Source organism: Paraburkholderia sp. NPDC080076 (assembly GCF_050281145.1).
Classification (GTDB): Bacteria; Pseudomonadota; Gammaproteobacteria; order Burkholderiales; family Burkholderiaceae; genus Paraburkholderia.
On sequence record NZ_JBNNWQ010000010.1, the window covers coordinates 307,497 to 320,299 of the forward strand.

The following is a 12,803-nucleotide window of genomic DNA, read 5'->3' on the forward strand; positions in this document are numbered from 1 at the left end:
CTGCAAATTCATTTCAGCCGTCGCGGGCCGGTCGACGCGCGCACCACTAAGGTGGGCGGCGGCGCCAGCACCATCGACGGCTGCTGGTGCGGCGTCTGGATCAGCCGGATCAGACTTTCGATCGACAATTCCGCGATCGCCGCGGTTTGAATCGCGACCGTCGTGAGGGCAGGGTGCACCTGGTGGGCGAGTTGAATGTCGGTAATGCCGATCACCGAAACGTCGTTGGGTACCGAACGGCCCAGCGTGATCAGGGCCTGCGCCGCGCCGATCGCGAGCAGGTCGTTGGTCGCGAAGATCGCGGTGAGGTGCGGCCGGTTCGCCATCAGTTGCATGCAGGCGGAGTAGCCGGCGTCGATCGAGTCGCGGATCTGCAGCACCGCGGCCGCATCGGTCTCGATGCCGGCGGCGCGCATCGCCGCGCGAAAACCGTTGGAGCGCGCGTCCTGCAAGCCGCCGCAACCGTCGCCGATCAGGAGGCCGATTTCGCGGTGGCCGAGTTCGAGCAGATGCCGCGCGGCCAACTCGCCCGCGTGGGCAAAGTCCACGGCGATGCAAGGCAGCGCGGGCGGCGCTTCCGGGTGCTCCCACATGGCCAGCAGGATCGGCGCGCTGTGCGTGGCCGACGCGCACAGGTCGTTGATCGTGATGTCCGTGTTCATGACGAGCACGCCGTCGGCCAGCGTGCCCGCGATCTGGTTCAGATAGGCGCGGCCGATCTCGGCGTCATCGTCAGTATTGCAAACCATCAGGAAGTGGCCGGCTTTGCGCGCGGCGCGCTCGGCGGCCAGCACGAACTCAGGATAGAACGGGTTCGATATATTCGACAGCATCAAGGCGAGCGTCGACGAGCGGCCCTCGGCCAGCGCACGCGCATTCAGATTGGGCCGATAGCCGAGATCGGCGATTGCCTTGAGCACGCGTTCAGCCGTTTCCGGGCGCACTTTCTCGCGGTTGCGCAGCACGTTGGAGACGGTCGCGGCGGTAACGTGAGCGCGCTTCGCGACTTCGGACAAAGTGACCATATGCGATTTATCCCATATTCAGGGAATGCGATTCAAATGTTGCAAGCTGAGGACGACGTTGATAACTTGCTGGAAAACACAGCGGAGACACCCACCATGACTTTTTCCTTCGAACTCGAATTTAAGCGATTAAATGCTTGCTGCACAAGGGCTAGCCACTTATTTTTCACAGAAATTTAAGCGGTTAAATCCGAAGGAGGCAGCATGGCAGCGATTCGCTTGACGAATGTGCAGAAGTCGTACGGTGACCATCCGCCGGTGATCCGACGCGTGAATCTGGAAATCGCGCAGCACGAGTTCTGCGTCTTTCTTGGGCCGTCGGGTTGCGGCAAGTCGACCCTGCTGAGAATGATCGCCGGTCTCGAAGACCTGAGCGAAGGCGAGTTGCACATCGGCGGCCGTCTCGTGAACGACGTGCCCGCCGCGGCACGCGGCGTGGCGATGGTGTTTCAGAGTTACGCGCTGTTTCCGCACATGACCGTGTTCGACAACATGGCATTCGGACTGAAACTCGCGAAACAGCCCAAGGACGTGATCGACAGCAAGGTCCGCGAAGCCGCGCGCATTCTGCAATTGGATGATTATTTGCAGCGCTATCCGAAGGCGCTTTCGGGTGGCCAGCGGCAGCGCGTCGCAATCGGCCGGGCGATCGTGCGCGAGCCCGGCGTGTTTCTGTTCGACGAGCCGCTCTCGAATCTCGACGCTGCGCTGCGTGGTCAGACGCGAGTCGAAATCGCGCGCCTGCATCAGCGCTTTGCCAACGCGAGCGTGGTGTACGTGACCCACGATCAGGTTGAAGCGATGACCCTCGCCGACCGGATCGTGCTGCTGCACGCCGGCGCGGATGCGGAGCGCTTCGGCAGCATCGCGCAGAGCGGCGCGCCGCTCGAGTTGTATCACCATCCGAAGTCGCGCTTCGTGGCGGGCTTCATCGGTTCGCCGCGCATGAATTTCATCGACGCCGTGGTCGACTCGATCGAACCAGGCAGTGTGACGGTCTCGTTGCTAAAAAGCGGCGAGCGCTTGATCGCGCACGTCGACGGTCAACGCTTGCAGCGCGGCCAGCCGGTCACGCTCGGCGTGCGGCCCGAACATCTGCGCCTCGATGGCGACGGGCAATTCGTGCAGTGCACGACGGTGCTCTCGGAACGGCTCGGCGAGCACAGCTATATTCACGCGGATCACGCGGCGGGCACGCTCATCGCCAAGGCTGCGGGCGATACGCCGATCGGTTCCGGCGAGCGCATCGCCATTCATGTTCCGCCTTCCGCGTGTCATCTGTTCGACGCGGATGGATTGGCATTGCGGCGAAGCACCTTCGAACCCGAGCGGGCCGCCGCTTGAGTTTTCATTTGTGAGCGCTGACAGCACTCACTGATTCATCAAAGCCGAATTCCGCCACAGAGCGGGTTACATCGCCGGCAGCCACACGCTGCCGGTCAACAAGGTATCAAGGAGACACAAGATGATTGCTCTTCGCCTTCGCCGTCTTGCACACGTGTCGATCGCAGCCGCGCTGGTTGCCGGCTCGCTCTGCTGTGCCGCCGTCGACGCCGCCACGCTCAACGTCAACGTATCGGCGCGCGGTAATCAGCGCTCGACGTGGCAGGACGCGTTCGACAAGTTCAAGAAAGCCAATCCCGATGTCGATCTCAAGGTGACCTACATCACCGAGGAAGCGTACAAGGTGCAGATGAGCGGCTGGCTCGCCACCGATCCGCCCGACGTCGTCTCGTGGCACGACGGCGAGCGCATGGCGTATTACGCGCAACGCGGCCTGCTCGAAGACCTGTCGTCGGACTGGAGCAAGAACGGCTGGTCGCAGCAGTACGCGTCGGTGAAGGAAGCGTCGACATATAAGGGCAAGCAGTACGCGGCGCCGCTCGGCTATGACGCCTACGGTTTCTTCTATCGCAAGGATCTGTTCGAGAAGGCCGGCATCAAGAGCGAGTTGAAGACGTGGGACGAATTCCTCGATGCCTGCAAGAAGCTGAAGGCGAGCGGCGTGGCGCCGATCGCCGTGGCCGCGCGCGATAGCTGGACGCTCGCCGCCTGGTTCGATTACCTCGATCTGCGCATCAACGGCAACGCATTCCATCAGCAATTGATGGCGGGCGAAATTCCGTACACCGATGCGCGCGTCAAGAAGGTCTACACCGCGTGGAAAACGCTGATCGACGATCACTACTTCATCGACAACGCGCTCTCCTACGACCTCGATTCGATCGCGCCGTTTCTCGTGAACGGCAAGGCGTCGATGATGCTGATGGGCACGTTCTTCTCCGCGAGCATTCCGGCGAACCTCAAACCGCAAACCGGCTTTTTCCGCTTCCCGGTGATCGACGCCAATGTGCCGATGGCCGAAGACGGTCCGGTCAACGTGCTGCTGATTCCCGCGAAAGCGAAGAACAAGGCCGACGCGCGCAGACTGCTCGCCTTCATGGAACAGCCGCAGATCAACGCCGATCTCGCGAAGGGCTGGGGCCAACTGCCGTCGAACAGCCAGTCGGCGGAACCTGAAGACGCGATTTCGAAGGTCGGCTTCCAGACGCTCGCCAACACCAAAGGCGGCATTGCGCAGTTCTACGATCGCGACATGCAGAAGGAAATGGCCGACGAAGGCATGAAGGCGATGCAGCAGTTCTACAGCGATCCGTCGCAACTCGACGCCGTGCTCGTGCGTCTCGAAGCGACCCGCAAGCGCATCTACCAGAAGTAAAGAAGTAAGCCTTGGAGCGCCGGCGACGTAGCAACGGCCGGCGCTCGTCCTCGATTCGTCTTCGATTTTCCGACGAGGCCCGATCCATGTCTCATTCCGCAGCGCGCCGCCTACCCGCGGCTTCGCACCGTCACGTCTCGACGACGCGCCGTCACCAGCACCGCGCCGCGTTTTTTTTCCTGTTGCCGGGTTGTGCGTTGTTCTGCCTGTGCGTGGTGTATCCGATCATCAGCAGCATTTCGCTCAGCTTTTACCACTGGGACGGCATGACGCCGAAGACCTTCGCGGGTTTCGACAACTACATCGAGCTGTTTCATGCCGACACGTTCTATACGGCGCTCAAGAACAATCTCATCTGGCTCGTGCTGTTCCTGCTCGCGCCGCCGCTCGGCCTGCTGTTCGCGTTGTATCTGAACCAGCATATCCGTGGCATGCGCGTCGTGAAGTCGCTGTTCTTCGCGCCATTCGTGCTCTCCGGCGTGGTGGTCGGTCTCGTGTTCAGCTGGTTCTACGACCCGGGCTTCGGCTTGCTTCGTTTGATTGTCGGCCACGGTATTCCCGTGCTCGGCGATCCGCACACGGTGACGTTCGGCATCGTCTTCGCCGCGCTGTGGCCGCAAACACCGTTCTGCATGGTGCTGTATCTCACGGGCCTGACCGGTATCAATCCGGAAGTGGTCGAGGCGGCGCGCATGGAAGGCGCCAAGGGCGTGAAGTTGCTGTGGTACGTGATCCTGCCGCAACTGCGGCCCGCCACGTTCATGGCCGTGGTGCTGACGGTGATCGGCGCGCTGCGCAGCTTCGATCTGATCGCGGTGATGAGCGGCGGCGGTCCGTTCGACAGCTCCACCGTGCTCGCCTATTACATGTACGACCAGGCCATCAAGTACTACCGCGAAGGCTATTCCGCGGCGATTGCCGTGGTGCTGTTCGCCATCATGCTCGTCTACATCGTGTTCCATTTGCGCCGCATGTTGCGCGAAGAACGCTGATCTCCAGGAGTTACGCGTCATGTATCCGCTTCCCGTCGAACGCTGGAAACCGCTCAATCGCACGCTTTACAAAGTGTCGCTGCCCATCGCGCTGCTGATCTGGCTGCTGCCGATGCTGGCCGTGCTCGTCACGTCGATCCGTTCATCGGACGAGCTTTCGCAAGGCGATTACTGGGGCTGGCCCAAACATTTCGCGCTGATCGAAAACTACGGTGCCGCGCTCACGCAAACGCCGATGCTGCATTACTTCACCAACAGCGTGCTGATCACGGTGCCCTCGGTGATCGGCGCGATCGTGCTGGCGTCGATGGCGGGTTTTGCTTTGGCGACCTATCGGTTTCCGGGCAATACGGCGGTGTTGTTCGCGTTCGTCGCCGGCAATTTCGTGCCGATCCAGATCCTGATGATCCCGGTGCGCGACATGGCGCTGAAGGTCGGACTCTTCAACAGCGTCTGGGCGCTGGTGATTTTCCACGTGTCGTTTCAGACCGGGTTTTGCACACTGTTTCTGCGCAATTTCATCAAACAGTTGCCGTTCGAAATGATCGAGGCCGCGCGCGTGGAAGGCGCGAGCGAATGGACTATCTACCTGCGCATCGTGCTGCCGCTGATCCGGCCCGCGCTCGCCGCGCTCGGCATTCTGGTGTTCACGTTCGTGTGGAACGACTACTTCTGGGCACTGTGTCTCACGCAAGGCGACGACGCCGCGCCGATCACGGTGGGCGTCGCGGCGCTCAAGGGCCAGTGGACGACCGCGTGGAATCTGGTCGCCGCCGGTTCGGTGCTGGCCGCGTTGCCTTCCGTGCTGATGTTCTTCGCAATGCAAAAGCATTTCGTCGCCGGTCTGACCTTCGGTGCAAGCAAGGGCTGAGCGCCTGTTCGACGTCATCCAACAACGAGACTTTCTCATGCAACTTGGTGTCTGTTATTACCCGGAACAATGGCCGCGCACGATGTGGGCCGACGACGCGAAACGTATGGTCGATCTCGGCATCACGCATGTGCGGATTGCCGAATTCGCGTGGAGCCGGATGGAGCCGCGCGCCGGCGAATTCGTGTGGGAATGGCTCGACGAAGCCGTCGCCACGTTGGCGGCCGCGGGGCTGAAGCTCGTGCTCGGCACGCCGACCGCTTCGCCGCCGAAGTGGCTGATCGACGCGTATCCGGAAGTGCTGCCGGTGCGCGCCGACGGCACGCGCTGGAATTTCGGCTCGCGCCGTCACTACGATATATCCAGCGAAACCTATCGCCGTGAATGCGTGCGAATCGTCACGGCGATGGCGCAGCGCTATGGGAGGCATCCTTCCATCGTCGCGTGGCAGACCGATAACGAACTCGGCTGCCACGATACCGTACCCAGCTATTCGCCAGCAGCGCTCGGGCGCTTTCAAAGCTGGCTGCGGCGGCGCTACGAAACCGTCGAGGCGCTCAACGACGCGTGGGGCAACGTGTTCTGGAGCATGGAGTATCCGTCGTTCGAGGCGATCGGCTTGCCGAACCTCACGCCGACCGACGCCAATCCGATTCATCTGCTCGACTTCCGCCGCTTCATGTCGGACGAGGTGGCGAGTTTTCATCGCGAGCAGATCGATGTATTGCGCGAGCACGCGCCGAAGGCGGACTTGCTGCACAACTTCATGGGTTTTTTCACGACCTTCGATCACTACCGCTTCGCCAAAGACAATGCGCTCGATGTCGCCGCGTGGGACAGCTATCCAATCGCGCGCACCGAATCGATCGCGCTGCCCGACGAGCAGAAGGCGCGTTATGCGCGCACCGCGCATCCCGACGTTTCCGCGTTTGACCATGACCGCTACCGCGCGATAGGCAACGGACGCTTCTGGGTGATGGAGCAGCAGGCCGGGCCGGTCAACTGGGCGCCGTGGAATCCGGTGCCCGCGAAAGGCATGGTCCGGCTGTGGGCTTACGAGGCGTTCGCGCATGGCGCGGAACTGGTGTCGTATTTCCGTTGGCGTCAGTGTCCGTATGCGCAGGAACAGATGCACTCCGGGCTCAATCTGCCGAATAACGAATTGTCGCCGGGCGGCCTCGAAGTGCAACAGGCGGCGCGCGAGATTGCCGCTTGCGCCGCGCTGTCGGAACTCGCCGCGCCGTCGCGCGCATCTGTTGCGCTCGTATTCGACTACGAGACGCAATGGATGTTCGAGATTCAGCGTCATGGCAAAACCTTCGATTATCAGACGCTCGCGTTCGACTACTACGAGTCGTTGCGCGAACTCGGGCTCGACGTCGATATCGTGTCGAGCCGCGCGGATCTAACGGGCTATGCCATGGTGGTAGTGCCCAGCATTGCGGTGATCGACGACGCGCTCGTGCATCAGATCGAGCGGAGCGAAGCGCAATGGGTCTTCGGCCCGCGCAGCGGCTCGAAAACCGACAGCTTCGCCATTCCTTCCACTCTGCCGCCCGGCGCCTTGCAACGCGTTCTGCCGATGCAGGTGCTCGAAGTCGAGACGTTGCGGCCCACGCTGGCGCCCGCGGTGTCGATCGGCGGCATGCATGGTGCGGCGATACATTGGCGCGAGCACGTGCGGGCCAACGGCGACACGCAGGTCGACGCGCAATTCGACGACACGTGGCCGGCGATTCTCTCGCACGGCAAGGTTCGCTATGTGGCGGGCTGGCTGTCGCACGCGTTGCATCGCACGGTATTGCAACAGGCGGCGCATGAGGCCGGCGTCGAGACGCAGCTATTGGCGGAAGGCTTGCGCATTCGGCGACGCGGCGATCTGACGTTTGCGTTCAATTTTGGCGCAGAGCCCGTGCATGCGCCGGCGCCGACAGGCACGACGTTCGTGCTCGGTAACGCGCTGTTGAAAACGGGCGATGTCTGCGCGTGGAAGAACGTCTGAGGCCGTTGGCTGTTCGACGGAATCGAATCGAACCGAGTCGAAAAAGTGTGTGTTTGTCGGAGGGTGAAACTCAAGCGCTTCAACCTGGGACCAGGCGGCCTTCAGACTAGCCGCCCATCAATAGATGGAGGATGACAGATGAACAGAAGAGAAATGCTCGGCTGGCTCGCATCGACGGCGGCGGCAGCCGGCGCCGGTGCAACGCTCGGCGCACCGGCGCTCGCGGCCGAACTGCAGGCCTCGGGCCGTGGCAGTCGCTTTGCAAAAGGCGCGGACGTATCGACGCTGCTCGAACTGGAGGCGAACGGTGCGAAATTCTATGAGCACGGCGTGCCGCACGACTGTCTGCTGCTACTGAGAAGCCACGGCGTCGATTCGATTCGTATCAAGGTCTGGAACGATCCTGGCAATCCGAACTTTTTCCCGGCCGATCAAAGTCCCGCTGCCGGCTACAACAATGCGGAGCATGTGCGTGTGCTCGCGCGCCGCGCCGCCGCGCTCGGCATGCGCGTGCTGATCGACTTCCATTACAGCGACTGGTGGGCCGATCCGGGCAAGCAGTATCCGCCGCACGCCTGGGCCGGCAAGGATATCGTGCAGACCTGCGCATTGCTGTCGGAGTACACGTCGAGCGTGCTGAAGATGCTCAAGCGCGACGGCGTGCATCCGGAGTGGGTGCAAGTGGGCAACGAGATCACCGGCGGCATGCTATGGCCGCTCGGCAAATACGATCAGTGGGACAACCTCGCGCAATTGCTGAAGGTGGGGCACGACGCGGTCAAATCTGTCGATGAACGCATCAAGGTCATGCTGCATGTGGACAGCGGCGGCAACAACGCGACGAGCCGCTGGTGGTTCGACAGCGCGACCCAGCGCGGCGTCACGTTCGATGTGATCGGTCTGTCCTACTACCCGCAGTGGCAAGGCTCGCTGAGCGACTTGCAGGACAATGCAAACGATCTCGCGACGCGCTATGACAAGGACGTGATGGTGGTCGAGACCGCATACCCGTGGACCACCAGCGACGGCGATTCCGAACCGAACTCGATGACCAATGTGGGGTCCGCGACTTACCCGCAGACCCCGGCAGGCCAGGCGCAGTTTCTCGGCGCGTTGACGGACATCGTCAAGGCGATACCGGACGGCCACGGCAAAGGCGTGTTCTGGTGGGAGCCCGAATGGATTCCGACGCCGAACGTCGGATGGAAAGTCGGCACCGGCGATCAGTGGGACAACAACACGTTGTTTGATTTCCACGGCAACGCGCTGACGTCGCTGGACGCGTTTCGAAAACGCTAGCGGCTAGAGCCTGCCGTTATTGCGTGGGCGCCTGCGCCTTATTACGGTTCGCGCAATCCGACGTGAACATCATGCTCGCCTGATCCGGCGTCATGTGCGGCGCGTCCGGGCTGTAGATCTTCTCGATGATGGCGCTGACCGCTTGCCGGTCAGCCGCATCCTTGTAGTACTTGGCGGCCTGATCGAGTGCTTGCGCCTTGGTCTTTTTGTGCGCGCGCCACGAGGCGACCTGCCCGGCGATATCGCCGATCGCAAAGCATTGGTCGCTGACGGTTTGCGCAACGGCTTGAACGGCCGGCTGCGCGAGACACACCGCAAGCAGCGCGGATACGACTACGCGTTTCATTCCCTGAATCCTGTGGTTAGATGAGCAACGGTGCAAAAGCGCTGGCATCTACCACCGCGGCAACCGAATGGGTCAACAACCGCGTAGTTTATCGGGAAGTGACGCGTCGCGTTTTCTGACGCGAGGCAGCAAAGAAAAAGCCGCCTCGAAAGGCGGCTTAAAACAACCGTCAGATCATCCCGCGCACGGCAACTCAATGCCCGAACGACTCCGCCTTCGACGCACCCACGTTCGTCACATGCGGCCGTGCCGCCTGCTTGATCAGCAAGGCCACGCAAGAAATCAGACCCGCCACCGCGACCATCGCGAAGATGCCCCCGAACGTGAAATGGCGGCGCGTCAGTTCGGCCACGAGGAACGAACCCGCGATCCCGCCGAAGCGCCCGATGCCGAGCATCCACGCCACGCCCGTGCCGCGGCCTTCGGTCGGATAGAACGCGGCGGCGAGCGCCGGCATCGACGATTGCGCGGTATTCATCAACACACCGGCGACGAACACGATGAACACCAGCGCGCCCACGTTGCCCACCGCCTGGCCGATGAAATACACGCTCACGGCCGTCAACGCATAGCAGGCCGCGATGATGCGGTTCGCGTTGAAGCGGTCCATCAGCACGCCGCACAGCACCGCGCCCACGCCGCCAAGCGGGAACAGCGCGGAAATCAGTGTCGCGCGCTGCGGCGTGAGGCCGGCGTCCTTCAGCAGGATCGGCATCCAGTTGATCGACGCGTAGAAGATCACGAGGCCCATGAAATAGGCGATCCACAGCATCACGGAGCCGATGATGTACGAGCGCGACAACACCACCGCCATGCCCTTGCCGCCGGTCTGCGGCGCGGTTTCGGTCATGATGAAGCTGCCCGCTTGCGCCGCTTCGCTCGAAATGCGCGCGAGCGCCGTGCGAATCCGTTCGACCGGCTGGCTATTGGCCACCATGTAGCGGACCGATTCCGGCATCTTGATCACGAGCAAGATCAGGAGCAGAAGCGGCGTGATGCCGCCGAGCAGCAGCACGCTGCGCCAGCCGAAATGCGGAATCATCCACGCGGCGAGGAACCCGCCGAACGCGGCGCCGAGCGGGAAGCCGCAAAACATCAGGTTGATCAAGGTCGCACGGCGGCGATCCGGGCAGTATTCGCCCATCATCGTCACGGCGTTCGGCATGGCCGCGCCGAGGCCGACGCCGGTGATGAAGCGCAGCGTCGTCAGTTGCTCGATGCTGGTCGAGAAAGCCGAGCCGAGGCACGCCACGCCGAACAGCAGCACCGAGCCGAGCAGCAGCGAGCGTCGCCCGAGCCGGTCGGACAGCGGTCCCGAGCCGAGCGCGCCGCAGGCGAGGCCGAACAGCGCCGCGCTCAGTACGGGCGCGAGCGCCGGCCTGGTGATGCCCCATTCGGCGATCAGTGAAGGCGCAATGAAGCCGATCGCGGCCGTGTCAAAACCGTCCAGCAGGACGATGATGAAACACATGAAGAACACGAGCCACTGGAACGGCGAAAACGGATGCTCGTTGATGAAGGTCTGAACGTTCACAGCGGTGCTGCGGTTCATGATGGTCTCCTCACTGCTGAATACGGAAAGGCTCGTGAGTACGAGCCTTTTCTTTTTATACGATCGGACGCCGTTTTAGAAGCGGTGCACGATGCCCACGCCGGCGGCGAACTGGCTGCGCGACGACGACGGCGCGCTCTGGAAGCCGTCGCCGATGGTTGCCGTCGCGCTGATGATGTGGCCCGAACCGGCGGTGCCCAGCGTATTGCCGTTGGTGCGCTGGAATGCCTGCAACGCATAGAGGCCGGTGCGCTTCGACAACGCATAGTACTCGGACAGGTTGACCTGCTGGTACTGCGCCGAACTCGTGATGCCATTCGCCTTGGTGGCGCGCGTGTAGCTGTAGCCGGTCGCGAAGTCCCACGAAACGGTCGGCTTCCAGTGCAGCACGACGCCGCCCGTGTTGAAGATCGCCGTATCGCGGAAGCTCGAGCCGACACCCGGAATGTACTGCACATTCGAGTAGGCCGCGGACACGTCCCAGCCATTGCCGAAGTTATAGCCGCCGGTCACGGCAAAGCGCTGTTGCGCCTGCGCCGTCTGATAGCCGTTGGTCACGGCCGACACGCCCGGCTGTGCGCCGTTGTTCGAGACGGTCGAGTCCGCGCCGTATGCGCCGCCGCCGAGGGTCGAGTTGTTGATGCGCATGAAGCCGACCGCGACGCCGACCGGGCCGTTGATGTACTGCACCGCGCCGCTCCACGTCGAGCCGCGATTCAGGCTGCCCGGCACGCCACCGAGCGAGTACGAGCCGCTGAACGTGAAGCCGTACAGTTTCGGCGAGGTATAGACCAGCGAGTTGTTCGCGCGGTAAATCGTGTCGAGCGCGTCGACGTCGCCCGGGTGTGCGCCGTAGAAGCCGGTGAGCCACGTGGTCGGGCTATACGGCGACAGCAGCGAGTAGTACGCGGTGTACTGGCGGCCGGCCTGCAGCGTGCCGTACGTCGGGTTCGTCACGCCGACCCATGCCTGGCGGCCGAACATCGCGTTCGTATATTGCTGCGCGCCGGTGGCGGAATTGAAACCCGACTCCAACTGGAAGATGGCTTTGGTGCCGGCGCCGAGGTCTTCCGCGCCCTTCAGGCCAAAGCGGCTGCCGGCCCACACGCCTTGCACCATCTTCACGTTCGATTTGCCGCCCGAGGTCGAGCCGAGCGAAGGGGCCTGGCTGCTTTGATAGCCGATACCCGTATCCACGATACCGTACAGCGTCACGCTGCTTTGCGCGAAAACCGGTGCGCTGGCCAGAGCGGCGATCGCGCAGGCGAGCCGGGTCATTGTGATATTGCGATTCAAGAGGTGTTCTCCAATTCGACCTGCCGCGACTGCGACGGCAGTCCCGGCGACCCGGTCGTCATCAAATTCTTGTGTGCGTGTTGTTCGCATATAGAACTGTGATTCTTTATACGAACAAGTGTGCACTGTAAGTAATATGACAAGGAAGGGTCAACGCGGGATTACCCGACTTTGTTGCGGACGCACATCGGTTGGAAAAAGGCGCTGGACAGCGAGAACGATCACGCAGGCCGCGACGCGCGTCGGCGCGCCGGGAGGGGATGGGATTGGGAAGAGAGAGGAGCGCCGGCCTGACAGGCACCGCATGGTGCGGCGCGGCGCCCGGTGCGACGCGTGACGTGTAACGCGGCGTTCAGAAGATGACGTAGACCTTGCGCATCGTCTCCTCGACTTCCCAAAGCCCTTCGGTATTGGCTTCGAAGAAGAGCGTGTCGCCGCTCTCGAAGTGGATGGTCTCCTCGTTATCGGGCGTGAAGCGGCCGCGCCCCGCGATGAAGTGCATCACCTCGGCCTGCTTGACCGAGCGGCGGTACGTGCCGGCGGTGCATTCGAAAATGCCGGTATCGATGGATTCGCTGCCCTTGATGACGCGTTGCACGCCCGACACCTGAATCGGCGTCGTGCCGGGCAGCCCGGCCTTGCCCCAGTCCTCCAGATTCTGCAGATTCACGCTTTGCTTGAGCTGCTGTACCTTCATCTTC

Annotated in this window: 11 protein-coding genes; 6 read left to right on the forward strand and 5 right to left on the reverse strand. The window is 62.4% G+C overall.

Annotation, left to right across the window (positions count from 1 at the left end; translation table 11 throughout):
- Window positions 1-8: 8 nt before the first annotated feature.
- Window positions 9-1,025 (reverse strand): LacI family DNA-binding transcriptional regulator, encoded by a 1,017-nt coding sequence (locus tag ACQKRQ_RS33075; RefSeq protein ID WP_427481614.1) that lies wholly within the window; start codon window positions 1,023-1,025, stop codon window positions 9-11.
- A gap of 204 nt (window positions 1,026-1,229) precedes the next feature.
- On the opposite strand from ACQKRQ_RS33075, the gene ACQKRQ_RS33080 reads away from it, so the two are divergent.
- From ACQKRQ_RS33080 to ACQKRQ_RS33105, 6 genes are all read left to right on the forward strand, one after another.
- The gene (locus tag ACQKRQ_RS33080) at window positions 1,230-2,369 is read left to right on the forward strand and encodes an ABC transporter ATP-binding protein (protein WP_427481616.1); all 1,140 of its coding nucleotides are present in this window, start codon (window positions 1,230-1,232) and stop codon (window positions 2,367-2,369) included.
- A gap of 121 nt (window positions 2,370-2,490) precedes the next feature.
- Window positions 2,491-3,744, forward strand: coding sequence for an ABC transporter substrate-binding protein (locus tag ACQKRQ_RS33085; protein WP_427481618.1), 1,254 nt, complete (start codon window positions 2,491-2,493; stop codon window positions 3,742-3,744).
- 86 nt (window positions 3,745-3,830) lie between these two features.
- Window positions 3,831-4,736 carry a carbohydrate ABC transporter permease gene (locus ACQKRQ_RS33090; RefSeq protein ID WP_132381878.1) on the forward strand — a complete coding sequence of 302 codons (906 nt, stop codon included), beginning with the start codon at window positions 3,831-3,833 and terminating at the stop codon, window positions 4,734-4,736.
- Between the two features lie 19 nt (window positions 4,737-4,755).
- A complete protein-coding gene (locus ACQKRQ_RS33095; RefSeq protein WP_427481619.1) occupies window positions 4,756-5,607 on the forward strand; it encodes a carbohydrate ABC transporter permease in 852 nt (283 codons plus the stop codon).
- 37 nt (window positions 5,608-5,644) lie between these two features.
- Window positions 5,645-7,609 (forward strand): beta-galactosidase, encoded by a 1,965-nt coding sequence (locus ACQKRQ_RS33100; protein ID WP_427481621.1) that lies wholly within the window; start codon window positions 5,645-5,647, stop codon window positions 7,607-7,609.
- Window positions 7,610-7,747: 138 nt separating this feature from the next.
- Window positions 7,748-8,908 (forward strand): glycoside hydrolase family 53 protein, encoded by a 1,161-nt coding sequence (locus tag ACQKRQ_RS33105; protein ID WP_427481623.1) that lies wholly within the window; start codon window positions 7,748-7,750, stop codon window positions 8,906-8,908.
- Between the two features lie 16 nt (window positions 8,909-8,924).
- Here ACQKRQ_RS33105 and ACQKRQ_RS33110 read toward each other — a convergent pair whose 3' ends face one another.
- The 4 genes from ACQKRQ_RS33110 to ACQKRQ_RS33125 form a co-directional block, all read right to left on the reverse strand.
- Entirely contained in the window at window positions 8,925-9,254 is a 330-nt protein-coding gene (locus tag ACQKRQ_RS33110) for a hypothetical protein (protein ID WP_132381884.1), read from the reverse strand.
- 193 nt (window positions 9,255-9,447) lie between these two features.
- Entirely contained in the window at window positions 9,448-10,806 is a 1,359-nt protein-coding gene (locus tag ACQKRQ_RS33115) for an MFS transporter (protein WP_132381886.1), read from the reverse strand.
- A gap of 75 nt (window positions 10,807-10,881) precedes the next feature.
- Window positions 10,882-12,084 carry a porin gene (locus ACQKRQ_RS33120; protein ID WP_132383248.1) on the reverse strand — a complete coding sequence of 401 codons (1,203 nt, stop codon included), beginning with the start codon at window positions 12,082-12,084 and terminating at the stop codon, window positions 10,882-10,884.
- 370 nt (window positions 12,085-12,454) lie between these two features.
- On the reverse strand, window positions 12,455-12,799 hold the full coding sequence (locus tag ACQKRQ_RS33125) for a cupin domain-containing protein (RefSeq protein ID WP_132381888.1): 345 nt from the start codon (window positions 12,797-12,799) through the stop codon (window positions 12,455-12,457).
- Window positions 12,800-12,803 lie beyond the last annotated feature (4 nt).

Coding starts and splice junctions, on each gene's coding strand:
- ACQKRQ_RS33085 (WP_427481618.1), top strand. CDS start 2,491: ATGATTGCTCTTCGCCTTCGCCGTCTTGCACACGTGTCGATCGCAGCC.
- ACQKRQ_RS33090 (WP_132381878.1), top strand. CDS start 3,831: ATGTCTCATTCCGCAGCGCGCCGCCTACCCGCGGCTTCGCACCGTCAC.
- ACQKRQ_RS33100 (WP_427481621.1), top strand. CDS start 5,645: ATGCAACTTGGTGTCTGTTATTACCCGGAACAATGGCCGCGCACGATG.
- ACQKRQ_RS33105 (WP_427481623.1), top strand. CDS start 7,748: ATGAACAGAAGAGAAATGCTCGGCTGGCTCGCATCGACGGCGGCGGCA.
- ACQKRQ_RS33115 (WP_132381886.1), bottom strand. CDS start 10,806: ATGAACCGCAGCACCGCTGTGAACGTTCAGACCTTCATCAACGAGCAT.
- ACQKRQ_RS33110 (WP_132381884.1), bottom strand. CDS start 9,254: ATGAAACGCGTAGTCGTATCCGCGCTGCTTGCGGTGTGTCTCGCGCAG.
- ACQKRQ_RS33080 (WP_427481616.1), top strand. CDS start 1,230: ATGGCAGCGATTCGCTTGACGAATGTGCAGAAGTCGTACGGTGACCAT.
- ACQKRQ_RS33120 (WP_132383248.1), bottom strand. CDS start 12,084: ATGACCCGGCTCGCCTGCGCGATCGCCGCTCTGGCCAGCGCACCGGTT.
- ACQKRQ_RS33095 (WP_427481619.1), top strand. CDS start 4,756: ATGTATCCGCTTCCCGTCGAACGCTGGAAACCGCTCAATCGCACGCTT.
- ACQKRQ_RS33125 (WP_132381888.1), bottom strand. CDS start 12,799: ATGAAGGTACAGCAGCTCAAGCAAAGCGTGAATCTGCAGAATCTGGAG.
- ACQKRQ_RS33075 (WP_427481614.1), bottom strand. CDS start 1,025: ATGGTCACTTTGTCCGAAGTCGCGAAGCGCGCTCACGTTACCGCCGCG.